Source organism: Cylindrospermopsis curvispora GIHE-G1, from assembly GCF_014489415.1.
Classification (GTDB): domain Bacteria; phylum Cyanobacteriota; class Cyanobacteriia; order Cyanobacteriales; family Nostocaceae; genus Raphidiopsis; species Raphidiopsis curvispora_A.
Genome location: NZ_CP060822.1, coordinates 110,142 through 134,878, shown reverse-complemented (window position 1 = coordinate 134,878; position 24,737 = coordinate 110,142). Strand labels below are relative to the sequence as shown.

Sequence of the window (24,737 nt, the reverse complement as noted above, 5' to 3'; positions counted from 1 at the left end):
CGGTGTGTTTTTCCTGAAGAAATATTAACAGGTAATTATGCCTATTGATCAAGGGGTAGAGTGGGTTTTTTACTCATTTTACCTATTTATCAGGTCTTTGGGGATCAATTGTCATTAAATTATAACATTTTCTCCCAGTTAACGGATAGTTTTGTTAGTAAAGCATGACATTCTACCCAAATAGGTCTGGATAGAACATCTAAGAAAGAGTTAATAGTTTAAAATTGGAAGTGGTTATTTAGGATTGTTTATAGTTTTAAATAAACCTGGCTATTTAGATTTAGGCAAATTAAAGTACCGATGAATAAATTTCCCATAGAGCCTTTTCATCAGTAAAGTTGCCAATCGGAATTTAGTAAGTTGAGGAATAGTAGATAATTGATGGCTTTGATGGTCAAAAAAGTGGTTAATTTCCGATAGGATTACTGAAAGTCGTGCTGTGATGCTTTCAGCTCGATATTCAGATAAAACTTGATTAGACAAAGTTAAAAAATGAACTGGGGAATCCAATATTTTTATAATGCGTTGTAAATCATACTCAAGAGAATAACCAGCTATTTTATGGCAATTAAATGCGGGATCTAAATAATCTGAAAGACCACCGTTAATACTAGAAAATACCTGACAACCACAGGCCAAAGCTTCCATGGGTTGTAACCCAAAGCCCTCACTAACAGACTGTTGGGCCCAGTATTCCGCAGAGTCATAAAGGTAAATCTTCGACCTATTGAATAGTCCTGGTAGGTCTGGAACATAGGAATCCGCTACTAAAACCCGACATTTTTGTTGGAGTGCGGGAATTAATTGGTGAAGTAGATATTCTGAGGACTTGCGACACTGGACGAGAACATCAATATCCCTGTCTAAATGAAGATTAGTAAACTCGTCAGAAATTTGATTAGGTAAGTAATAAATTAAATTATTGGGTGCTTTTTGTCCCCAATATCCCATAGTATTGCGACTAACCGCAATAATAGGTATGGGAGATGGCAGATGGAATTTATACCCAGCACTGTGAGCATGATAGACCACATTGTATTTTTGCAGTTTACGTACCAATTTAGGAATGTCAAATCCCCAGCTAACCACAAAAATCACATCCTGCAAACTTGGGTCTGGGAGGAGATCATCCAAAAACAGTTGGTTTTTTTCCCGTTGTCGATAGGTGACAACTTCTGCATTACAGATGTTGCGGACTAAATTAATGGTTTTTAACTCAGCCCAAAGACCGCCACAGGCGAACTTACCATTTGTTCCCGGTAATAAAAAGTAAAGTTTTCTCATTTTCATAGATGTCCCCAGAATTGAAGAACTATTTACGCCATTGAACCATTCATGCTAAAATGCTTCTTTGGATTTGTAGGCAGGTTTTTGATAGAGCAAACAGATGTTGGTTTGTTAAATCAATTAGCTTATATTTGAATCCTGTGAACCATTTGAGATATCATAGTTAGGCAATGTACAACAGTTAATATCATTTAAGCATACTTTTCCCCACTGTAAAGCCCAACGTACTAAAGCTACTCGGTTGTCCGTCCTGGTTTTGGTCAAGATATTGCTAATGTGGTTATCAACCGTACGTTTACTAATTTCCAACTTTGCTGCAATCTCTTGGTTAGTTAAGCCTGCGGCCACCAAGTCGATGATTTGCAGTTCTCTATCTGAGAGAGTAACAGGGGTCCGAGACTCACTAGTAGCCATGATTTATAGATTTCTCCGTTAGTATTCCAAAGATTAACTCTGTTGGTAGTTAAAAATAGACAAATTTGTTATATTATTGCACCAAATATTCTAAAAGATAGGATAAATTTAAGATATAATTTAGTTGTTTGATCATATTGAACAGACTAAAAATAGTGAACTCTATTGTTTTTGAATCCATTCCTACAGACTCCCCAACTAGGTCATTTATCTAAAGTCAGATGAGTAATTCCAGTGTTTTGTGTCTTGGCGAGATTTTATTTGATTGTCTAGCTGATCAAATAGGTCTAAAATTAGAAGAAGTGAACTCCTGGACTCCTTACCCGGGGGGAGCTCCTGCTAATGTGGCCTGTGCTTTGGTTAAACTAGGAACAAAAGCAGGATTTATCGGTGCTGTAGGACAGGATGAACCAGGTGACACCCTGGTAAAACTCCTGGGAGATGTAGGTGTGGATACTAGAGGTGTTCAACGCCATCCTACAGCTCCTACCCGTCAAGTTTATGTGGTTAGAGACTTGAATGGCGATCGCACTTTTGCTGGATTTGGTAAATATCACACTAGCGAGTTTGCTGACACCTGCTTAAAGGCCACTGATTTACCTGAGGAGTTGTTTAACGAAGCAGATTTTTTGGTCTTGGGAACATTAGAATTGGCCTATCCCGAAAGTGAAGCTGCTACTCATCAAGCTTTAAAACTAGCGGAACGGTATGACCTAAAGATTATTTTAGATGTGAATTGGCGACCTGTGTTTTGGCAAGACAGCGAGTTAGCAAAGCAGAAGATTCACCAAATATTACCCAATTGTGATTTTATCAAGCTGACTAAAGAAGAGGGCAATTGGCTATTTAATACTAGTGATGCAGGGGCAATTACTTATAGAATCAACTCTTTAGAAGGGGTTTTAGTGACAGATGGGGAAAATGGTTGTTCCTATTGTTTGGCGGAAAACGAGGGCAAACTACCAGCTTTTTCCGTACCCGTGGTGGATACCACTGGTGCGGGGGATAGTTTTTTGGCTGGGTTTGTCCATCAGTTAAACCAGTATGGGATTCAAGCTTTAAGCGATCCGCAAGTTGCCCAATCTGTTATTACCTACGCCAGTGCGGTAGGTGCCATGACTACTATCAACCCAGGAGCGATCGCATCTCAACCAACTGCACAGGAAGTAGAGACTTTTCTCCATAGCAATAAACTCAGCCTAATATAACCCGCAATCCGTTGACTAATCTTTCTATAGCTGGTGCTGCTGTTTCCGGTTTCAACACACCGTATGCAACTCGTAAAGAGCAACCTTGGTGGATGCCAAAAGTTGTTCCTGGAATAACAGCTATTTTATGCTCCTCAATTAATTTTTTAACCAATTCAAAAGCATTGAGGGAAGTGTTGACTTTTAAGAGAAAGTAAAAAGCACCTTCCCCAGGTGCAATGGTACATGAGGAGGGAAGTTGGTGGAGTGCTTCCATGACAATTTTGCGTGTTTGACTCACAGATTGAAGATTGGTTTTTAAAAATTCCCCATTTGCATGTAATGCTCCCAATGCAGCATACTGGGAGACCACGGGAGGGCAAATTAAAATTGTGTCCTGTACTTTTTTAACTGAACTTAACAAGTGTGGGGGAATCACCATATAACCAACTCTCCAACTAGCAAAACCATAGGATTTAGAAAGGCTATATAGAGAGATTGTATATTGGCTACTGTTTGGAAATGCACCTGGGGAAGTATGCTTGACCCCATTATATGTAAAATGTTCGTACGCTTCATCACTAATATGATAAATATGTCTTTTTCGACAAATTTGATTAACCTCATGTAATGCTATTTCAGAATAAACAGCACCGGTAGGATTATTGGGTGAAACTGTAACTACGGCACGAGTTTTATCTGTAATTGCATCTGCTATTTTTTCCGGAATTAACTGGTAATTTTCGTCAGTTTCTACCAGTACGGGTAAACAACCCGCCATAGTAATTGCCATTTCATGATTGAAATAATAGGGCACATTTAAAATAATTTCATCCCCGGGATTAGTAATAGCCAGAACCGCATTCATAAAACCCATATTACTACCAGCTGTTACCACGACACTAGCTTGGTGATCATTAATTATGATCCCATTGAATTCAGCTAATTTTTGTGTTAGTGCAGAGAGTAATTTAGGAAGTCCTAATACGGACTGATAGGAATTGTTAACAGGATCCTGAAAAAATTGTTCCAGGAAATCCTGCACCTCCTTTGGCGGACTGTAGTGAACTATTCCCTGTCCCAAATAAATTGTACCTGGATTGTTTTTAATCAACTCCCCCACTAGAGGAATCACTGGAGATTGCACCTCACTCATTCGGGAAAATTGATAATTCGACGGTTGATTATTCATAGTTATTGCAATTTTCTCAACCGACAAACTTCCACTAATGTGCTGGTAAAATTGGGATAGGAAATGGCCGCTGCTTCAGCACGATGAATGGTAGTAGTACCAATAGCATTTAAAGCTGCGATCGCCAAACTCATGCCGATTCTATGATCTGTATAACTATCCACCTCCGTACCCACTAAAGTAGTACCACCAGTAATTTCCATACCATCAGCCAACTCAGTGACCCTGGCACCCATTTTATTCAACTGTTGTGCCATTACAGTAATGCGATCGCTCTCCTTGACTCGCAACTCTGCTGCATCTCTAATTATAGTTGTTCCCTTAGCAAAGGTAGCAGCAACGGACAAAATAGGAATCTCATCAATTAGTCTAGGTATAATATCGCCAGCAATGGTACAACTCTGTAGCTGGCTATAGCGCACATGCAAATCAGCAACAGGTTCTCCTGCGACTTCCCGCTGATTTTCTAATTGGATATTTGCTCCCATAGTAGTCAAAGCTTCCAGAATTCCTGTGCGGGTGGGATTGACACCCACATTTTCTACCACTAAATCAGACCCAGGAACAATAGATCCAGCAACCAACCAAAAAGCAGCAGAGCTGATATCACCAGGAACAATCACCTTCTGACCATAAAGTTTAGCATTACCCGTAATAGTCACACTATTGCTCCCTGGGTCTATGGTTAAATCCGCTCCAAAAGCCTTTAACATTCTTTCACTGTGATCTCGAGATAAAGCTGGCTCTGTTACCGTAGTTTTTCCTTCCGTGTTCAAACCAGCAAGAAGAATACAAGATTTCACCTGAGCTGAAGCAATAGGGGAGTGGTAATGGATGGGTTTAAGAGATTGTCCTTGAATAGCTAAAGGTGCTAAAGTATTACCCTTTCTACCCCAGATTTGAGCTGACATTTGTTGTAAAGGTTTGACCACACGCGACATAGGACGCGATCGCAAGGAATCATCACCAGTTACAGCAAAAAATCTGCCAGGATGGGAAGCTAACAAACCCAACATTAGGCGAATAGTCGTACCCGAGTTACCCGCATTTAAAACATCGATAGGTTCTTGTAAATTCCCTAAACCAATACCCTGAACCCGCACCAACTGGGTATTTAAATCAGAAATTTCTGCACCCAGAGAACGAAAACAGCTGGCGGTGCTGCGGGGATCCTCACCCAATAGCAGTCCTTGAATTTCCGTTTCTCCCTCAGCAATGGCTCCCAACATCAAAGCTCGATGAGAAATAGACTTATCACCGGGAACTTGAATGCGACCTTGTAGAGACAAATCGGAATCAGATCTGTGAATAATTAAATTATGAGAACCGGTTTCTTGAGTTTCTAAAGTTATAATAGCAGCTGACATTAGAGTACACTAGCTTTGGAATAGGTGGGAAATTTTTCAGTCGCTTCTGTTGCTGTCACTGGTAAATTCCTCCCCAATATCCTACCGCTTTTTAGGTCCTAGTATCCAAATTTCTGACAAAACATCCTCTCACATATAGCTAACTATAGCGCCTACCAACCTCAACCATACTCATCAATTCTTTACCCAATTTATGCCGGTCAAATTAAGCTTAATCCTAGTGTATTACACTCATTTACTTATTTATTAAATAGTTTATTTATCCAACTAACTCCTTGTAATACTTATTGATCATGCTCACTCATCACCACAAACCCGTTTGTTTATCTATTATTTCCACCGATTTACCAGTTTGGTCAGTGGTGGAAACTCCAGGTACCCTATATCAAAAAGACACTGAAAGGTTTCACTTACTTCTAACAGCACCACCCTTAATTAGTTGTGAAGCACGAAATATATCCACTACGGAAAATGTGATCGGTTCCATCCACAAACATTTGCAGACCCCTCCCAGTCCCAGAATTTTATGGGTAGAGATTTCACCCTACCGAATTACCATGACTATGCAGGGTAATACTCAAATAAGTTACAGGCATTTTTGGGAGAAAGGAGTTTACGGAATGAGTCGTTATTGGCTACCTCTCGAATCTTTACAACCATGTCAGCCAATTCATCTACGTAATTTTACCACTGACCTAAAATTGACTGGAAAAATCTTGCCAGAAAATTTACGGATTGACTATGAATTGTGGTCGCAAAAGTTGCAATTGGGTCGATATATTCTCAACTTGGAAATTCATCATTAGAGAGCGGGAGGATCTGGGAGGGAAGTAAAGATGACACCAGAAGTTAAAACAGATAGATTTAATTATATTGCAAGGTATAAAAGCAATCAATTGATTTATGGTCATGGAAACACAGCAGTAGTAACTGGTTGGACCGTAAAAGAAGCCCTATGTAAAAATCTACAACCATCCGAGTATGCAGTCATTGGACAATTGTACTCACCGACTAGGGGGATAAACATATTAGTTCGCAACTTGTTGATAAATCCCCATGTGCGCTATTTGGTGCTGATAAATGCCACTAAGGAAGATAAAAATGCTGGTGCCATAAAATGTTTACTAGATTTTTTTGCCTATGGTGTGGAAGAAAATTTTAGTGCTAGTGGTCGCAAGTCTTGGGTAATTTGCTCTTCTATTGCTGGATATATAGATATAGATATTGACCTGAATGCTTTGGAAAAACTACGTCACAGTCTAGAAGTAGCAACAGCGGAATCAATTTCTGTAGCAGTGGAAAAAATTAAATATTACGCCCAAAAACCCATGGTTGATCCTTGGGGTATGGCACTGGAATTTCCCTTATCCCAGTTTGAAACCACAATTTTACCAGGGGTACGCTACGGCCATAGAATAGAAGGTAAAACCATAGCTGAAACCTGGGTGAAGATTATCCATCGGATTAAAACCACAGGGATAATTAGACCTAGCGCTTATGATAGTAAATGGCAAGAATTAATCAATTTAATGGCAATTATTACCGATGAACCTGAGGATTTTTATTTTCCTGAGCCTAACTATTTGCCTATAAATAAAAGCTATTTACCAGAATACATTTCCCAAGTTTTAGATGATGCTCCTGATCGGGAAGGTGTTAAATATACCTATGGACAAAGACTCCGCTCTTGGTTTGGCAAAGACCAAATTCAACAGGTCATTAATAAATTAATTAATGATCCCGATTCTGCTAGAGCAGTCATGTCTTTATGGGATCCTGTCAAGGATGAGCATCACAGTCCACCCTGTTTAAATCATATTTGGGTGAGAATAGTAGATGATCAATTATCTTTAACAGCCACATTCCGCAGTAATGATATGTTTTCCGCTTGGCCAGCCAATGGGATGGGATTAAGAGCTTTACAAAAATATATTTATGATGGCATTGTCCGGGGTTCCAATCTTCATCAGAACCTCCGACTTGGACCTTTGATTACTTTTAGTCAAAGTGCTCATATTTATGATGAATGCTGGGAACATGCAGAAAGTGTAATTGCTTCCCAGTACAGCAAAATATGCCAAAAAAAGGATTACTACGACCCAACTGGCAACTTTATTATTTATCTCCAAAATGGTAGGATCATAGTGGAGCATACTACTCCTAATTCGGGAGAGGTGGTTAATTGTTATTCTGGTAAATCCTCCACTCAACTCTCCCGGGAAATAACATTAAATTCCCCTGGACTACAAGTTGACCACGCCATGTATTTGGGTTCGGAATTACAAAAGGCCGAAATAGCTCTATCTAGTGGTCTGATTTATGAGCAGGATAAACCTTTAAGGTCGAGTTTAAGCTAAACTTGATAATACTCCCTATACCATTTAACAAACTCTTTCACTCCCAACTCAATGGGAGTGTCAGGTTTAAAATTAACGTCTTGAATTAAATCATCAACATCCGCATAGGTGACAGTTACGTCTCCAGGTTGTAGAGGTAGCATGTTCTTTTTAGCTTTCATCCCTAGGCACTGTTCTATAACTTCAATGAAGTGCATTAGCTCTACCGGATTGTTATTGCCAATATTATATATTTTATATGGTGCTTTACTACTACTGGGGTCAGGACTGTCACCATACCAGTGAGAATTGCTTTGAGGGATAGTATCTATAACTCTTAACACTCCTTCTATAATATCATCAATGTAAGTAAAATCGCGCTTCATTTTACCATAATTAAAAACATCTATGGGCTGTCCCGATAAAATGGCTTTGGTAAATAAAAAGTAAGCCATATCTGGTCTTCCCCAAGGACCATAAACGGTAAAAAAGCGTAGTCCGGTAGTAGGTAATTCATACAGATGACTGTAAGTATGTGCCATTAGCTCATTAGCTTTTTTAGTAGCCGCATATAAACTAATAGGATGATCCACATTGTCATGGGTAGAAAATGGTATTTTGGTATTAGCTCCATAAACAGAGCTAGAGGAAGCAAATACTAAGTGTTTCACTCCATAGTGGCGACAAGCTTCTAAAACATTAGTAAATCCTATAATATTACTATCAATATAAGCATGAGGATTTTTTATGGAATATCTGACCCCAGCTTGAGCTGCTAGATTAACAACCACATCAAATTGGTGTTGGGCAAATAAATTGTTAACTCCGTCCCGATCAGCTAAATCTAGCGCTATGAAGCTGAATAGTTTATTGTAGGGTTCTAATTGGACCAATCTAGCTTTTTTTAAAGAGACATCGTAGTAGCTGTTGAGATTATCAATTCCCACCACATAGTCGCCCCGATTCAATAGGTAATTACTGAGGTGGAATCCGATAAAGCCTGCTGCACCAGTAACTAGGATTTTCATAAACTTTCTAATGATAATAATGGCTGTCCCACATAAACATAGATATTGTTATATGTCAACTAATTATTACATACCCCCAGGGGAATTCGAATCCCCGTTACCTCCGTGAAAGGGAGATGTCCTAGGCCTCTAGACGATGGGGGCGCTGGACTTCACTCTTATTAACTTACCCTATTATTTCGGGAATGTCAACTGGTTTGAGAAAAATTTTTTTTGCTAACTAGTAAACCTCTTAATTGCAACAATTGCACATCTTTCAATCCAAGATTTCTTCACATTTCCGACATAATATGCCAAGCGGGTGGCTAAATCCGGAAAAAACATGTAATATAGGGGGCCAAGTAGAAAAAACGCCCTCGGATTCGTCATGAAGGGAATGTTATTTAGACTTGTAAACTTACACTTGTAACTGTTGAAGAGGTTAATTAAAGGATTTTGAGACCAATATCACAAAGTCCACAACATGGAAACATCTTTTCAAATCACTTTACAAATGGTACTAACGGTTCTGGCAGGTATTGGTGCCCAGGTAATAGCTGCACACTTCCGTCTACCCAGTATCGTACTACTACTCCTCTTGGGCATCATCCTGGGTAATGATGGTGTGGGAATATTACATCCCCAATTATTGGGTATTGGATTAGAAGTGATTGTCTCCCTTGCAACGGCAATCATCTTGTTTGAAGGTGGACTGAAATTGGACTTCCGCGAGGTGGGTAGGGTTTCAGTGAGTTTGCAACTGTTAGTAACCCTGGGGACTTTAATTACCTTGCTGGGTGGGAGTATGGCAGCCCATTGGCTAGGAGAATTTCCCTGGAACTTGGCCTTTCTTTACGCCTCCATAGTTGTAGTTACTGGTCCGACTGTTATTGGTCCATTAGTTAAACAAATTAATGTAGATAAGCAGGTTGCTACACTACTAGAAGGGGAAGGGGTTTTAATTGATCCTGTGGGGGCAATTTTAGGTTATGTGGTACTAGATACAATTGTTAATGGCGATCCCGATCCCATGGGAGCGATTATGGGTTTAATAATGCGACTGGGTGTGGGAGGGATTATTGGAGTTCTAGGTGGTTTAGTAATGAGTATGGTCTTCAAACGTGCCAACTTCCTCTCCTTTGAACTAAAAAATCTGGTAGTTTTAGCATTGTTATGGGGCCTGTTTACCATGGCGCAAGCCATCCGCAGTGAATCTGGGGTGATGACCACAGTTGTAGCAGGTGCGGTATTTGCTAACTCATCCGTTCCCGAAGAACGGTTATTACGCAGCTTTAAAAATCAACTGACAATTCTGGGTGTTTCCGTACTGTTCATTTTATTGGCAGCTGATTTATCTATTGCCAGTGTTTTTGCCCTGGGTTGGGGCAGTTTATTTACCGTCCTGGTATTAATGTTTGTAGTGCGTCCAATCAATATTCTTTTGTGTACTTGGAATAGTGGTCTGAATTGGCGGCAAAAGTTGTTTTTAAGTTGGGTTGCTCCCAGGGGAATAGTGTCCGCTTCTGTGGCTTCATTATTTGCTATTTCCCTGACTCAACATGGAATTAATGGTGGAGATGCCATTAAGGCTTTAGTATTTTTGACTATTATTATGACTGTTTTTTGTCAAGGTTTAACAGCTTCATGGCTGGTGAAATGCCTAGGAATTACTTCAGAAAATTTAACAGGAGCCTTGATAGTTGGCTGTAATCCTCTCAGTTTGCTCATTGCTCGCTTTTTCCAGGAACGGGGGGAAAAAGTAGTAATAATTGATACTGATTCAGAATATTTAACTCAGGCAGAGGCTCAAAATTTGCCTGTGCTTGTCAATAGTGCTTTAGATGCTCAGGTTTTAGAAAATGCGGGTATTGCTAAAATTGGTACATTTATAGCAATGACTAATAATGGAGAAGTGAATTTTGTTTTGGCGCAACGAGCAGCTGAAGAGTTCAATCCACCCCGAGTTTTGGCCATATTCCCCCGGGATCCTCATGGTAATGTTTCAGTTCATAGTAGAGTGAGTCAGGCTTTTGTTTCTGACCTACCAATAAAAACCTGGAATGAGTATTTGAGTGGTGGTAGGGTGAAATTGGGAAACACAACTTTAAACGAAGAAGAATTTGAAAGTCAACAGCAGCATATTCAGGAAAAGATTCGCAGTGGCGTACTAGTTCCCTTATTATTGGAAAGAGAAGAAAGATTACAGGTAATATCGGTGAATGAAACTTGGGAAGTGGGCGATCGCATTATTTATCTGTTGTATGATTCCCGACCAAGTCTGTTAAAACTTCTCTCTGGATCCAGTCAGTCTGGGGTTTTAGCCTTAGAAACTTTACCGGAGGTGGAGGAAATGCCTATTAGCAAGTTCTTTTGATAGTCAACACCTAAAACTGCTATTTTCGTTGTCAAGGTGGACAGTTATTATTTGTCGAATAGATGAAGCCACATTTGAAAAATGGGAATATAATTTAAGAAATCAAGTTTCTAGTTGGGCATGGCAGAAATGGCTGTGACTGCAAACCCCAAGTAAGTTATGTTAGTTGCCCGCCTTTTGCCTGCTGGAACTAGCTGACAGCAACTAAGTCGAGTGAACGATTCAGATTATGTCTTACGTCTCCGTCCTGAAAAGCATTCCAGAAATATTAGGCCAGCCCACAGGAATAGCTGCCATAGCTTCTCTTGGTATCCATGGGGCTATTGCCTTCATTGTGCCATTAATGCCCATTGATTCTAATCACAATCAGATCGCACGAACTGATACGACTAGGGCTGTGGGACTAATGGAACTGGGCCCTGCTGACCAAAATAGACTGCCACAGTCTACAGATTCAACCCAAATAGCCGCCCAGCTCCCCCAACTGGCATTACAATCCCAAATTCCCTTGGGTGGTTTGAGTGTTGCTGGAAAGCCCCTAGAACCTCCTGTTCAGCCAGTTTTACCCCCTCCCCTCTTACCTCCTATCCCTACCTCTTCTTCCAACTACAATCTTTCTGTATTGCCTCAAAGGCAATCACTACCAAGGATCTCCACTACTAGTGTGGATATCCAAGCTAGTAATTTACGCTTCAAAGATTTCAAAGATAAATTTTCTCCCCGCCCTTTATCAGCACCTCCTTTTGTCGATAATATAGATGCCCAAGTTAGACCAAATCAATCCAATGTTAGTAAGCAACCACAAGTTGATAACCAAATAACCACGGAAATACCAAGTGAGCCTTTAAATAATCCTTCCCCCACTAAGATTGATATTGACTCTGGTGGGGGAATAGGTCAAAACCAGCCTTCAGCTAACTCTGATCCACAGCAAAATGGAACCGGTTCCAATCCATCTTCTCCTTTGCCCACTGCAGGCCAGTTAGGTGGGCCCATGGCAGTTGTTCCAGACATTCCTACAAAGCCACAGGAACAAATGCCTAGTTTGCCTAGTTCCCAACCAGAAGTGCAAACCCCCGTATCTCAAGAGAATGACGCTAGAACTCAAAAAAGACAACAATTAATCGCTAGGTTGGAATCCTATAACAAACTCAGACAAACTATTCTTAAGGAATACCCCAACTCTAAACAACAGTCCCCAATCCGTCAAAGTGTGCCTGTGAAAAGCCGGGATATGGAAGGTGTGGTTTTCGGTCGTTTAGTTGTGGATCCTGATGGCAAGGTTTTGGACATTAAGTTTGAAGACCAATCGGTGTCTCCTCAACTCCAATCTCAAACCCGGGAGTTTTTTAACGCTAATCCCCCTAAAGGTGAACAGAACATTAGTTCTTATCCTTTCCAACTCCGTTTCAATTTGGTCAATAATGCCAGTGAGAACATTCCTAAAACCTCTTCAAATGCGGAAAACCTCCCTCAAACTCAGGGCGCTCAACAACCCCAAAGTAGGTAGGTAGAATGGGCATGGCTTATTTAGTGGGAGGTCATCACATCATAGTTTTGATCTCCACTAAATCTACCATCCTGTTTCTGCCATTTGAAAAACATAGAGACCCACCTCTAGAATTTCCTCCTTGGTTAATTTGTTCTTAAAAGCAGGCATGGCACCTTTACCGTTATGAATTTGATTAACAATTGCTCCGATAGGGTCGGTGTCATAGTTGTCTAAGTATTTTTTCATGGCTGATGTTTGTAGAGTTTTATTTTCAATAAGTATGTTACCACCCCCTACATGGCAGGAAGCACATTCAGCATTGAAAATAGCATGACCTATAGTTATTTCTGCTGATAAGACTGGTTTGATAATAAGTGTGAAGCTAAAAAATACGGCGATCACTAGAATTAAAACTAACAACGGTAGAGGTCTAGACAAGAAATTTTCCTCCCAATAATCACTGTTTGATTATATGTCAATGGCACGCCGGGCGTGCCATGGATTCACTCTAACCGTTTTTAAAAACCGAAGCTATATATTTTAGCTGGCAACAGTTATTTTACCCGCCATACCGGCGCCACGGTGGGGAGCACAGTAAAAGGTATAGTCACCAACAGGTGCATCTGCTGGAAAGGTTGTGGTCACACTTTGACGAGTATTCAACAATAATTTACTGTGGGACAGAGATTTTGCTAAGGCTTTATCCTTGCCAGGGTTTTTAACGGGATCAAATACAATGTTATGGGGGGGAACTTTATTGTTAACCCATTTAATAGTGTCCCCTGGTTTAATTGTTAACTTACTGGGTTCAAATTTTAAGAGTCCTTTGTCCGTACCTAGTTTGATGGTGTAGGTTTCAGCTGATGCGGTGGGGCTAAACAGGACTAAGGTGCTAACGGCTAAAACCAAAGTCAGCACAGTCAAGGTTAAACGCTTCCAATTTGCCATGATTAGTTTCATAATTCTCTCCCGAGATATAGTTTTATTTTTCCAATCTCATGTTAACTATATTTAACACCAAATATGACAGCTTGTCATATAAAAATTTATTTTTCAGGTCATTTTTTATGGATTTAGCCACCTACAAGGGGAAAGAGGGGACCTGTGAGGCCCACCCAACTGCTTGCAACCCCTGTCGATTCTGGCCAAAGCTATATAATTGAATCATGGGTAAAGGCTTTAATTTTTAGTTGTAATTATTAAGCAGTTCCTAGACCAGAGTTGATGGAGCAACATACTCTTAGCAAATCAGGACTAGGAACCAAAACTATTTCAAAACAAAAGTGTGCGCATTATAGAACAATACTAACTAGAGATGTTTAGTAGTATATCTTACCACCACCCCAGCGAGCACCAACGACTTTGGGTTGGATAAGAATGTAGGCTGATATCCCTTTTAAATCATCCTCTGTGAGGTTTTTCATTTCCGTAAAGATATCCGCGCTCTTGATACCGGGATGTATTTCCGATATATCCTGTTCACCATCGTAAGTTTTAGGTTCCTTGAGAAAGGCCACCAATCCTTCAATGTTGTCACGTGCTGGGACAGCACCCGCCAAAGCTTCTGGTTCCAGACCCACATTCTGGTTGGTTTTAGTTACACCACCAGCATGACATTGAGCGCATGTATCCTGAAATAGCTTTTTTCCTTCTTGTAACTGCTTAGGGCTAATAACTATTGTATCACCAGCTTCATTCAGTTTGACTGTTCTGGTGGCTTCATCTAGCTCTACTGCGGTTGCACTACCCATAAACAGATGAAACGACAGCAACACAGTAGCCAAAACAACGCTTATCAGTCTTATAAACATATTTCCCCTTGAAATTTGTCATGATCAAGATAGTTAAGATACGAGTAGTTTTTTTGAGCACAGACAAAACACGGATATTTATCTAGTACTAAAACTTTGATTCTTTAGTTTAAACTAGGGAGAATAAGCTTAGGTAAAATCTCCTCGCTATCATTAACATCAGCATGAATCAGTTTACCATTTAGGTACTTGGATTTAAGATTTGAGATTTGAAATTTTTGATTTATGGCTGTAAAGATGATGGATGGGTGGGGGTTGTGACTATAATCCTACCCCCCGAACAATTTTAGGTTCCAGCCAATAAAACCATATTTACTGCTATGGGCATGGGTTGGTGTAAGGATATCAGTTGTGTCAGGGTATGCTTTAACTGGGTTCGGGGAACAATTTCATCTACAAAGCCGTGTTTTAGCAGATCCTCGGCGGTCTGAAAGTCTTCTGGGAGTTTTTCCCGCAGGGTTTGTTCAATTACCCTTCTACCAGCAAAACCAATGGTGGCCTTGGGTTCGGCAATAATTATATCCCCTAACATGGCAAAACTGGCGGTAACGCCACCGGTGGTAGGATTGGTCAAGACGGGAATATATAGTAAACGAGCATCCTGATGACGCTGGAGAGCAGCCGAAATTTTGGCCATTTGCATTAAAGATAACATTCCCTCCTGCATTCTGGCACCCCCAGATGTACAAACTATCACTACCGGATAGCGTCTTTGGGTAGCTTGCTCTATTAAACGGGTTAGTTTTTCTCCTACCACTGAACCCATACTCCCTCCCATAAAACGGAAGTCCATCACTCCTAAGGCAATGGGTAAACCGTTGATTTGTCCTAATCCAGTTTTGACCGCGTCCGTTAACCCGATTTTTTCCTGGGTCTCTCGCAGGCGATCGCTATAGGGCTTGCGATCGCGAAAGCCTAAAGGATCTGTGGGGCGTAGGTTTTCATCCATAGATGTCCAGGTATTGGCATCAATTAATTGTCTAATGCGTTCATCGCTATGGACTCGATTATGATGACTACATTCAGCACAAACCATTTGATTAGCTTTGAGATCTTTTGTATAGGAGAGAACTCCACATTCAGGACATTTGTGCCACAATCCATCAGCTATTTCTCGTTCTTGACGATCCAGATTTGTATTCCCGGACTTACGACGATTCGCAAACCAATCTAATAAAGACTTTAAACCGCGTGATTCTTCGTTGTTTGCCATTGTTATCTTATGGTTGTTGAACTTTTGTTAAGGGATTTGATCAGATTTACCACTTTGACAGATTTTTAAGAAGTTTATAACTCTAGCTATAACTATTTAAACTGTCAATTTAAATTGTGAATTACAGTAATAGTTTTGTTGTTTGGAATATTCTTTGAATAGTATCACAATACATACATTTCACCTCAAGAATGGGATAGTACAAAGCGTAGGTAATGATCCAGGATGACCTGACCACCAAAAATAGAAATCAGCGCTCCCCAGGCTAAAAATGGTCCAAAGGGCATTTTTTGTCCTATTTGACCATCAGAGACAATAATTGCCCCAAAACCTACTAACACCCCAGAAAAGCAGGCTATAAAACTAGCTATTAATAAGTATTGCCAACCGAGCCAAGCACCCATCATTGCTGCTAGTTTACCATCACCACCACCCATAACTGGTTGGCCATAAAACACAAATCCCAAGTTGGCAATAATGTCAAACAACCATATACCTAAAACCATGCCACCTATTCCCCAGATTAACTGCCCAATGGTCCCAGACCAGGTGTTATGTGTTACATAACCTAAAGTGGTTTGAAATATTAAACCCAAGACCAGTCCTGATTTAGTCAGACTACTCGGTAGGATCATTGTCTCCCAGTCTATTAAGGATAAGGCTAGTAACCAACTACAAAAAACCCAATAGCCAATAGTTGGCAGTGAAAATTGAAATACCCAAAATACAATTAAAAATATTATTCCCGTCAATAACTCTACCAGGGGATAACGATGGGAAATTTCACCTTGACAATAAGCACATTTTCCCCTTAGCCATAGCCAACCTAAAATGGGCAAGTTGTGATATACTTTCAGCTGGTTCAAGCAGTGAGGACAACGGGAAGGAGGCCATAGTAATGACAATCCCCTGGGTAGTCGGTAAACCACCACATTGATGAAGCTGCCAATGCATGCGCCCAATAATAAAACAACGACACTGCTAGTCACTAAAGTTAGCATCATATCAGTGATTAACTGTTGGGTTGATTATTGGTATTTGTTAGTAAACATAAGACTCTATTTGTTGTAAAGGTATAAAACATTCCTGTGGTAAAAGAACTGGTTGCTGGGTAAAAATGACCTTACCCCTATAGGTTGTGCGACTAATCGCCACCCCTGATACTTGACCGATAATTTCTGGATGGACTTGAGAATAGGTGTGATAAATTTGTCCTGCTGCTTTAATCACGGCGGGATCGATCAAAGCAGTTTGGTTGGGTTGGACACTGAAATTATTGAGATCTGGTTGTGAAAGGTACACTGGAACCCTTTGGTTATTATATAGATGGAGTTAGATTTAGTTTTAAGTGGGTGGGTGGAATTAAATATAAGATTAACGTAGGTTGGGTTGAAGTATGAAACCCAACACCACGGGTCTCGTTACTCGACCCATCCTACAAATAATTATGCCTCCCTACTTAGTTTATCGGAAACCTTTAGCAAGTAACGCTAAATTTTCCCTCATGGACTATCTAACTGTATAGACCATTTAACTATTTTTTTCCAGAATGTTCAGTAAGGCGTCACCCATAGCTCGACACCCTAAAAGATTCATTCCTGGAGACATAATATCTCCTGTGCGATCGCCTTGTTGTAAAACCTGTAACACTGCGTTTTCTATGCTGTCTGCTGCTGCTGGCTGATTTAACCCATAGCGTAACATCATAGCCGCACTTAGGACTTGTGCTAGAGGATTGGCTTTGTCTTGTCCTGCAATATCAGGAGCAGAACCATGGACGGGTTCATACACACCTGGACCGGAAGATCCTAAGCTAGCTGATGGCAACATGCCTATACTACCGGTTAGCATAGCTGCTGCATCAGAAAGAATATCACCAAAAAGGTTGCCAGTGACAATAGTATCAAACTGCTTAGGGGACCGAACTAACTGCATGGCAGCATTATCTACATATAAATGAGATAATTCTACCTGGGGGTATTCGGGAGCCAGTTTATTCATCCCCTCTCGCCACAACTGAGATACTTCTAAGACATTAGCCTTGTCCACCGAACAAAGTTTGCCACCTCGTTTTTGTGCTGTTTCAAAAGCAACTCTGCCAATTCTTTCTATTTCTGATTCACTGTAGACCATCGTATTTACACCACGTTTTTCTCCTGTTTCTGTAGTGAAAATACCTTTGGGTTTACCAAAATAAATCCCCCCTGTGAGTTCTCGTACCACCATGATATCCACACCCTCCACTACTTCCGGTTTGAGGGTGGAAGCACCTATTAACTGAGGGATTATTTTTGCGGGTCTTAAATTGGCAAATAGTTCTAACCCAGCTCTCAATCCCAATAGTCCTGCTTCAGGACGTTTATTTGCAGGTAAAGAGTCCCATTTATAACCACCTATAGCAGCTAATAAAACTGCATCACTGCGCCCACAAGTCTCTAGGGTATGGGATGGTAGAGGTTCTCCGGTTTCGTCGATCGCAGCACCACCGATTAGAGCAGTTTCAAACTGAAAATTCAACTTGAATTGCTTACCAACCAGTTTTAGTACATCCACTGCTACTTCCATAATTTCAGGACCAATACCATCGCCAGGAAGTAGGGTAATACTGTATTTTTGGGTCATGATTAGGGTTAGTTAGTCTTTTGATTAGCTACTGTTAAATCGCCTATCATATCATTTGAGGAGCCAGTTTTTAAAAAAATCATTACCTAATCAATACCTTAGCCAAAATCCTCAAACGCAATAAAATCCTAACGATATCAATAGGGTTTCAGACATATTTGGAAAGATTAGAGCGATTGCGATCGCTCTAATAATGTTAAATGTTAATTAATCCCCATTTCCCATTCCCTATATTTCTAAAGCTGCTTCACCTCGGAGACCAACTTAGCCACCATATCCTTGGCACTACCAAATAACATAGTTGTTTTTTCCTTATAAAACAACTCATTATCCACACCAGCAAAACCCGTACTCATACCTCGTTTAATCACAATAGTTTGCCTAGCCCTATCAACCTCTAAAATGGGCATTCCATAAATTGGACTGTTAGCATCACTGCGAGCTGCAGGGTTAACCACATCATTGGCACCAATGACCAGAGCTACATCAGCTTGTTCAAATTGGGGGTTAATATCCTCCATGTCATATAACTGAGTATAAGGCACATTAGCTTCTGCTAACAATACATTCATATGTCCTGGCATTCTACCAGCTACTGGATGTATGGCGTATTTAACATCTACACCCATGCGCTCCAGTTGATCTGCTAACTCGCGAATGCTATGCTGGGCTTGTGCTACAGCCATACCATAACCGGGTACTATGACCACAGAACGTGCATAACCCAACATCATAGCACCTTCTTCAGGATCAATACTCCGCACGGTTTGATTACCAGTAGCAGTAGTAGCTCCACCACTAACAGTAGAAACAGAACCAAACGCACTAAATAGAACACTGAACAAAGACCGGTTCATGGCCTTACACATAATTTCCGTAAGGATAATTCCAGAAGCACCAACTAAAGCACCAGCAATGATTAACATGTTATTCATCACCACAAAGCCTGCTGCTGATGCTGCCACACCTGATAATGAGTTTAGCATAGAAATTACTACTGGCATATCTCCACCGCCAATGGGTAATACGAACATTACTCCAAGCACCAGGGAAACGGCCACCACTGCCAAAAATACTGGTAAACTATCGGGAGAAGCGATTAAATAGGCACTCCCTGCTAGATATGTACCTAAAAGCAACAAATTCACAGGTTGTTGCAGGGGAAAAGTAATGGGAGTCCCACTAACTAAACCTTGCAATTTAGCAAAAGCTAGAAAACTACCAGTAAAAGTCACACCACCGATTAACACATCCAATAGCATGGATATGTTGATATCCAAAGGTATAGATTGGCCAGCATCCAAAAGACGCCAAAACTCAGCAACAGCTACAAGAGCGGAAGATGCTCCACCTAAACCGTTGAGTAAACCCACCATTTGGGGCATTTCTGTCATTTGCACTTTATAAGCTGCAATAACCCCAATAATGGAACCAATGACTAGACCCACTAATATCATCTCATAATTGAGAACCTTTTGGTCTAGTAAGGTAGCAACTACGGCTAATAACATTCCCACTGCTGCAATAACATTACCATTGCGTGCAGTTGCAGGAGAGCCTAGTTTTTTCAAACCAAATATAAATAGGGATGCGGCCAGCAAGTAGGTGAGCTGAATACTGGTAGGGATAAAACTGGTCATGCTTTAACCTCCTTTTTCTTAAACATCTGCAACATTCTGTCAGTTACCAAAAAACCCCCGACAACGTTAACCATGGCTAATATGACCGCAATTAAACCAAGAATTACGGACAAACTCGTATTTTTCTCCCCCGCTGCTAAAATCGCACCAATTACGGAAATTCCTGAAATGGCATTGGAACCAGACATTAGAGGAGTGTGTAGTGTAGGGGGAACTTTGTTAATGACTTCAAAACCTATAAAAGAAGCCAAAACAAGTACAGACAAAGCTGCAAGTAGTGTTTCAGTCATTTTGATTTGAGATTTATTTCACAGATTGTTAGTTCGAAAATGGTCTTTCAAAAATTAAACCGTAACGGTCTGTAGTGCATCCTTAATGCGTTGATTTCTGATTTCACCATTGTGGGTAATACAAGCAGCATCAACAATGTCGTCTGCAAAGTTAATATTTAGGGCTTTATCTTTAACGACCAGCTGCATTAATGCAGTAACATTCTTGGCATAAAGTTGACTAGCGTGTACAGGCATTGACGAAGGCAGATTAATCGGTCCAATAATAGTCACACCGTGATAAACTATATCCTTACCAGGTGCTGTACAAGCGCAGTTTCCTCCCTGTTCCGCCGCTAAATCCACAATTACAGAGCCAGGTTTCATTCCTTTTACCATATCCTCCGTGACTAGGATGGGGGCTTTTCTACCTGGTACTTGAGCTGTGGTGATGACTATGTCCGAGTGTTTGACGTGTTCAGCAACCACCTCTTGGGTGCGTTTTTTGCTATCTTCAGAAATCTCTTTGGCATAACCACCTGCTGCTGTGGTTTCTTCTGTTAATTTAATCTCTACGAATTTCGCTCCTAAGCTTTGTACCTCCTCCTTCACTGCTGGGCGTATATCAAAAGCCTCCACTAAGGCACCCAGTCTACGAGCAGTAGCTATAGCTTGTAACCCAGCTACTCCTGCACCCATAACAAACACTTTAGCAGGCGCAATAGTACCTGCTGCGGTAGTCAACATGGGAAAATACTTAGGTAGTGCTGCTGCTGCCAATAATACGGTTTTATAGCCAGCTATGGAAGCTTGAGAAGACAAGGCATCCATGCTTTGGGCCCTGGTAGTACGGGGTATGAGTTCCATACTTAGAGCAGTGATTTGCCGTTGTGCTAATTTTCGAGCTACTTCCGGATTACCCAGGGGGTTGAGAAAACTAAGTAACACTGCTCCTGGTTTGAGCAGGTCTATTTCGTGCCGACCATCTTCCCTTTCCTGGGGTGGACTCACCTTGAGCAGTATGTCAGCTTCACCCCATAAGACAGCAGCATCAGTAATAATTTTTGCCCCTGCTGCTTCATAGTCCCCATCACTAAAGTATGCTTTTTCTCCTGCACCGGTTTCCACAGAGATTTCTAGTCCCTGTTTGACCAGTTTGGCTACCATGTCAGGAACTAATGACACCCGCCGTTCACTTACTTCTATTTCCTTAGCAACTGCAATTTTCATTTAGTCTCCTCAAGATGAATAAGATCAATACTCAATATTTCCTAACATCCTTTTTTAGCTTCAGGTTTAACTTTCATGGATTACCTTTGGTGCTATACCAGAGGGAATCTCTAGCTACGGACGTATAGTCCTGGACATTAGCAAGCTGTTGTACTTGATGTATACTTGATGTATATACTATGTGTCAGGTATTGTGTGTAAGTTTTCAGATTATCTTAGGGATTTTTTTTATTCATATTACTGAGTATATTATTGTGGTTCGAAACAAGTAGCTAGGTTGTTGAGATTGTTTTTCTCATTTGTTTAGGGTATTCTAGTGGGTTAGTTAAAGCTGTGTCCAAAATCGAAAAGAAACTTAACGTCCGTAAAAATTGCTTGATGATTGCTGGCACCCTTATGCCAGTTCCTACGTCATACCAATCAAATTTGTCATCGAATGGTTAAAATTATGAAGCGTTTACTCCCGGCTTTAGCCCTATCTAGTTGCCTGTTAACTGGTATTTCCACTACCACCCTAGCTCAAAGCCTACCGGGCTTAACACTATTTAGTGGTGTTAAATCAGAAAATCAGCTGTCCTTTTTCTTGGATTTTGGCGGACAAACTAATAGCACAGATAGATATAGACTAAGAGTGCCTGCCAATAAGATGAAATTGCCAGTATCTCAATTTAATATTACCTATCCTGAACACTACAAAGGTAGCTTCGAAACAAAAGAAATAGAAGTTCGAGTTAAAGGTAAAAGTGTAGGTTTAAAAGAAGTTAAATGGGATAAAGAAACAAGAGTAATTGAGATAGTGACCCAAGAACCCGTGCCTGCTCGTAGTAAAGTTGAACTAATTCTCTCCAACGTGCAAAACCCAAGTTTTGGCGGGATGTTCTATTTTAACTGTCAGGTTCTCTCCCCTGGTGGGGTGCAAATTCCTCGCTATCTTGGAACCTGGATCATTAGCATATCCTAAATCTAGTACCTGCAAAATATGTTCTGATCTGGAGTAAAGTGCTAAGATAAGAGATTGTGACTTTTTATAAAATTGCCTAAGAGGAGAAAACAATGCAAAGAACACTGGGTGGAACTTGTCGCAAAAGAAAGAGAACTTCTGGGTTTCGCGCCAGAATGCAAACCCCAACCGGTCGAAACGTAATTAGATCCAGAAGAAAAAAAGGTCGTCATCGTTTGAGCGTTTAATAGGAACCTAGCTAACACAAACCTATTGTGCCGTTGCCAAAAGCATACAGACTAAAATCCCGTGGCGACTTCCAGGCAGTTTTCCGGGAAGGAGTCCGGTGTCATAGCTCTCATTTCACCCTGAGAGCTTTAAAACCCCTATCTCCAACTCACCTGCACTCCTCTTCTATAAATATACCTGCTAACACCTGTGAAAACTTACCTAATACTAAAATTGGTATTTCTATTAGCACTAAAGTTAGCAAAAGAGCAGTGGTTCGCAACCGTATCAAAAGACAAATTACGGGTGTTTTGTACCAATTATTACCGAAGTTATCCAAAGGATGGCGACTGGTGGTAATTGTCAAGCCAAAGACAGGAGAATGGCAGTGCATAAGCCAACAATTTCTGCGAGAATTAGAGCAGTTGTTGGTAAAAGCTGAGGTGATAAATGGGCATTCGTGAGGAAGTTTATTATGAAGGTGGTCCCCACATTGGGGATTTAATTCTCAATCTACTAATTGGCCTGACCATAGTTGGCTTGCCATTGACAATTGGGGCGATTATTAGAGCTTTGTGGTTGCGTTTTAAGATCACTGATCGGCGAGTTGCTGTGATGGGTGGTTGGATGGGACAAAATCGCACTGATGTGATTTATTCAGAAGTTGTGAAGGTGGTGAAAGTCCCTCGTGGCGTTGGTCTATGGGGTGACATGGTGTTAACCCTGAAAAACGGTAGTCGTTTGGAAATTAGGGCTATTCCCAACTTTCGAGAGGTTTATGAATATATCAATGATAGGGTTGCCGCTAAGAATCCTCAATATACTTCTAACCCCTCTTGATCTACCTATTATCTTGTAGGTGCGGCTATCCGTAGCTGGTGATAGTCGCCAGTAAATCACAATTTAGATAAATTAGATTCAGTTTACGTTTACATTACCTTGGGTTGGATTGAGAATAATGGATTTTGGTATTGGGTTTCTCTCGAACAATGTCATGTTGCCAATCATAGACTTTTTCTATGGCGTTTTCCCCAGCTATGGATTGGCAATTGTGGCTTTAACACTAATCATTCGCTTCGCACTCTACCCTCTGAGTGCTGGGTCTATTCGCAGTATGCGTCGCATGCGAATAGTACAACCTTTGATGCAAAAGCGGATGGCGGAAATAAAAGAGCGCTATAAAGATAATCCGCAAAAACAGCAAGAGGAAATGGTAAATGTCCAAAAGGAATTTGGCAATCCCTTAGCTGGATGTTTGCCACTGCTGTTACAAATGCCAGTGTTGTTGGCTTTGTTTGCTACTCTCAGGGGTTCGCCATTTGCGGGTGCTAATTACTCAGTTAACCTACAAATTGTGCCCTCAGAACAAATTGAACGCATTCAACCTCAGGCTTTTGCTACCTCTCCTCAAAACATTTACGTTGCAGACGGTGTGCACACTAAAATCACCGCCATTCTTCCTGGTGGCAATAAATTGGCAGTAGGGGAAAAAACCAAGATCCAATATCAAACTATGGAGGGTAAACCCTTTGATGCACTCTTATTGGAATATCCCCAAACAAAGTTGACCCCCGAATGGAAAATCATTAAGGGAGAAGACCGCATCAAGATTGACTCAGAAGGTAATGTTGAAGCTCTGCAACCAGGGGACGTGACAATTCAAGGCACAATCCCTGGACTAGCTGCCAATAGTGGATTTCTGTTTATTGATGCGTTGGGTAGGGTGGGAGCAATTGATCCCGATGGCAAGGTACACTGGGACATTGTTGGTATGATTATTTTCTTTGGCATTAGCTTATACTTTAGCCAAATGCTGTCTGGGCAAAATTCCAGTGGTGGTAACCCTCAACAGGAAACCGTCAATAAAATCACTCCTGTGATTTTTTCTGGGATGTTTTTGTTCTTTCCTTTACCTGCAGGTGTACTCATGTACATGGTAATTGGTAATGTTTTCCAAACCCTCCAGACCTATATTCTGTCTCGGGAACCTTTACCAGAGGAGCTGCAAAAGATTGTAGCAATACAGGAAAAAGAAAAACAAGCAGCAACGGTAGATGTGAAGACCTTACCCTTTGAACCAAAAGGTTCCAAGAAAAAACAGCCCAATAACAAAGAATCTAAAACCTAA

At 40.8% G+C, this 24,737-nt stretch carries 25 protein-coding genes and 1 tRNA gene; 10 read left to right on the top strand and 16 right to left on the bottom strand.

Translation table 11 applies throughout. From position 1 onward, the window contains the following. Positions 1-270: 270 nt before the first annotated feature. Entirely contained in the window at positions 271-1,284 is a 1,014-nt protein-coding gene (locus tag IAR63_RS00620; protein ID WP_187707289.1) for a glycosyltransferase, read from the bottom strand. Positions 1,285-1,407: 123 nt separating this feature from the next. Continuing rightward, on the bottom strand, positions 1,408-1,701 hold the full coding sequence (gene pedR, locus IAR63_RS00615) for a photosynthetic electron transport-dependent transcriptional regulator PedR (RefSeq protein ID WP_115538773.1): 294 nt from the start codon (positions 1,699-1,701) through the stop codon (positions 1,408-1,410). Between the two features lie 221 nt (positions 1,702-1,922). Here pedR and IAR63_RS00610 point away from each other — a divergent pair, with 221 nt between their 5' ends. Further along, positions 1,923-2,909, top strand: coding sequence for a carbohydrate kinase family protein (locus tag IAR63_RS00610; RefSeq protein WP_187706224.1), 987 nt, complete (start codon positions 1,923-1,925; stop codon positions 2,907-2,909). Here the strand turns inward: IAR63_RS00610 and IAR63_RS00605 are convergent. Both IAR63_RS00605 and aroA read right to left on the bottom strand, forming a co-directional pair. Beyond that, positions 2,896-4,080, bottom strand: coding sequence for a pyridoxal phosphate-dependent aminotransferase (locus tag IAR63_RS00605; protein ID WP_235678313.1), 1,185 nt, complete (start codon positions 4,078-4,080; stop codon positions 2,896-2,898). The two genes, IAR63_RS00610 and IAR63_RS00605, sit on opposite strands and share 14 nt — an antisense overlap. A 2-nt stretch (positions 4,081-4,082) precedes the next feature. After that, a complete protein-coding gene (aroA, locus tag IAR63_RS00600) occupies positions 4,083-5,447 on the bottom strand; it encodes a 3-phosphoshikimate 1-carboxyvinyltransferase (RefSeq protein WP_187706223.1) in 1,365 nt (454 codons plus the stop codon). A 293-nt stretch (positions 5,448-5,740) separates the two neighbouring features. Here aroA and IAR63_RS00595 point away from each other — a divergent pair, with 293 nt between their 5' ends. Further along, the gene (locus IAR63_RS00595; protein ID WP_187706222.1) at positions 5,741-6,253 is read left to right on the top strand and encodes a hypothetical protein; all 513 of its coding nucleotides are present in this window, start codon (positions 5,741-5,743) and stop codon (positions 6,251-6,253) included. 30 nt (positions 6,254-6,283) lie between these two features. Further along, a complete protein-coding gene (locus IAR63_RS00590; RefSeq protein WP_187706221.1) occupies positions 6,284-7,804 on the top strand; it encodes a thymidylate synthase in 1,521 nt (506 codons plus the stop codon). Here the strand turns inward: IAR63_RS00590 and IAR63_RS00585 are convergent. Both IAR63_RS00585 and IAR63_RS00580 read right to left on the bottom strand, forming a co-directional pair. Next, positions 7,801-8,811 carry an NAD-dependent epimerase gene (locus IAR63_RS00585; RefSeq protein ID WP_187706220.1) on the bottom strand — a complete coding sequence of 337 codons (1,011 nt, stop codon included), beginning with the start codon at positions 8,809-8,811 and terminating at the stop codon, positions 7,801-7,803. The two genes, IAR63_RS00590 and IAR63_RS00585, sit on opposite strands and share 4 nt — an antisense overlap. Before the next feature lie 71 nt (positions 8,812-8,882). Continuing rightward, a tRNA-Glu gene (locus IAR63_RS00580) sits at positions 8,883-8,955 on the bottom strand. Positions 8,956-9,274: 319 nt separating this feature from the next. Between IAR63_RS00580 and IAR63_RS00575 the strand changes: the two genes are divergently transcribed. After that, entirely contained in the window at positions 9,275-11,164 is a 1,890-nt protein-coding gene (locus IAR63_RS00575; protein ID WP_187706219.1) for a cation:proton antiporter, read from the top strand. Between the two features lie 229 nt (positions 11,165-11,393). Then, positions 11,394-12,674, top strand: a complete 1,281-nt coding sequence (locus tag IAR63_RS00570) for an energy transducer TonB (protein WP_187706218.1) — start codon at positions 11,394-11,396, stop codon at positions 12,672-12,674. Between the two features lie 63 nt (positions 12,675-12,737). Here the strand turns inward: IAR63_RS00570 and IAR63_RS00565 are convergent, their stop codons facing one another. From IAR63_RS00565 to IAR63_RS00520, 10 genes are all read right to left on the bottom strand, one after another. Further along, positions 12,738-13,094: a c-type cytochrome gene (locus IAR63_RS00565; protein ID WP_187706217.1), complete on the bottom strand. Its 357-nt coding sequence runs from the start codon at positions 13,092-13,094 to the stop codon at positions 12,738-12,740. Between the two features lie 102 nt (positions 13,095-13,196). Further along, positions 13,197-13,616 carry a plastocyanin gene (gene petE / locus IAR63_RS00560; protein WP_187706216.1) on the bottom strand — a complete coding sequence of 140 codons (420 nt, stop codon included), beginning with the start codon at positions 13,614-13,616 and terminating at the stop codon, positions 13,197-13,199. 359 nt (positions 13,617-13,975) lie between these two features. Beyond that, a complete protein-coding gene (psbV, locus tag IAR63_RS00555) occupies positions 13,976-14,467 on the bottom strand; it encodes a photosystem II cytochrome c-550 (protein ID WP_187706215.1) in 492 nt (163 codons plus the stop codon). A 286-nt stretch (positions 14,468-14,753) separates the two neighbouring features. Next, the gene (gene accD, locus IAR63_RS00550; protein ID WP_187706214.1) at positions 14,754-15,680 is read right to left on the bottom strand and encodes an acetyl-CoA carboxylase, carboxyltransferase subunit beta; all 927 of its coding nucleotides are present in this window, start codon (positions 15,678-15,680) and stop codon (positions 14,754-14,756) included. A gap of 185 nt (positions 15,681-15,865) precedes the next feature. After that, on the bottom strand, positions 15,866-16,681 hold the full coding sequence (locus tag IAR63_RS00545) for a prepilin peptidase (RefSeq protein ID WP_057177593.1): 816 nt from the start codon (positions 16,679-16,681) through the stop codon (positions 15,866-15,868). A 40-nt stretch (positions 16,682-16,721) separates the two neighbouring features. Further along, the gene (locus IAR63_RS00540) at positions 16,722-16,982 is read right to left on the bottom strand and encodes a hypothetical protein (RefSeq protein ID WP_057177506.1); all 261 of its coding nucleotides are present in this window, start codon (positions 16,980-16,982) and stop codon (positions 16,722-16,724) included. 228 nt (positions 16,983-17,210) lie between these two features. Further along, on the bottom strand, positions 17,211-18,302 hold the full coding sequence (leuB, locus tag IAR63_RS00535) for a 3-isopropylmalate dehydrogenase (protein ID WP_057177507.1): 1,092 nt from the start codon (positions 18,300-18,302) through the stop codon (positions 17,211-17,213). A gap of 236 nt (positions 18,303-18,538) precedes the next feature. Continuing rightward, complete coding sequence (locus IAR63_RS00530) at positions 18,539-19,942, bottom strand: NAD(P)(+) transhydrogenase (Re/Si-specific) subunit beta (protein ID WP_057177508.1); 1,404 nt, start codon at positions 19,940-19,942, stop codon at positions 18,539-18,541. Beyond that, on the bottom strand, positions 19,939-20,232 hold the full coding sequence (locus tag IAR63_RS00525) for an NAD(P) transhydrogenase subunit alpha part 2 (RefSeq protein ID WP_006276576.1): 294 nt from the start codon (positions 20,230-20,232) through the stop codon (positions 19,939-19,941). Before IAR63_RS00525 ends, IAR63_RS00530 begins: the two co-directional genes overlap by 4 nt. Positions 20,233-20,286: 54 nt before the next feature. Further along, complete coding sequence (locus IAR63_RS00520) at positions 20,287-21,441, bottom strand: Re/Si-specific NAD(P)(+) transhydrogenase subunit alpha (RefSeq protein ID WP_057177509.1); 1,155 nt, start codon at positions 21,439-21,441, stop codon at positions 20,287-20,289. A gap of 448 nt (positions 21,442-21,889) precedes the next feature. Here IAR63_RS00520 and IAR63_RS00515 point away from each other — a divergent pair, with 448 nt between their 5' ends. From IAR63_RS00515 to yidC, 5 genes are all read left to right on the top strand, one after another. Beyond that, positions 21,890-22,402: a DUF2808 domain-containing protein gene (locus IAR63_RS00515; RefSeq protein ID WP_187706213.1), complete on the top strand. Its 513-nt coding sequence runs from the start codon at positions 21,890-21,892 to the stop codon at positions 22,400-22,402. A 92-nt stretch (positions 22,403-22,494) separates the two neighbouring features. Then, the gene (gene rpmH / locus IAR63_RS00510; protein WP_071985364.1) at positions 22,495-22,629 is read left to right on the top strand and encodes a 50S ribosomal protein L34; all 135 of its coding nucleotides are present in this window, start codon (positions 22,495-22,497) and stop codon (positions 22,627-22,629) included. 27 nt (positions 22,630-22,656) lie between these two features. After that, positions 22,657-23,073, top strand: a complete 417-nt coding sequence (gene rnpA, locus IAR63_RS00505) for a ribonuclease P protein component (protein WP_057177511.1) — start codon at positions 22,657-22,659, stop codon at positions 23,071-23,073. Continuing rightward, positions 23,060-23,449 carry a PH domain-containing protein gene (locus IAR63_RS00500; protein WP_006278542.1) on the top strand — a complete coding sequence of 130 codons (390 nt, stop codon included), beginning with the start codon at positions 23,060-23,062 and terminating at the stop codon, positions 23,447-23,449. The genes rnpA and IAR63_RS00500 overlap by 14 nt, the downstream gene beginning before the upstream one ends. 118 nt (positions 23,450-23,567) lie before the next feature. Beyond that, a complete protein-coding gene (yidC, locus tag IAR63_RS00495; protein ID WP_057177512.1) occupies positions 23,568-24,737 on the top strand; it encodes a membrane protein insertase YidC in 1,170 nt (389 codons plus the stop codon).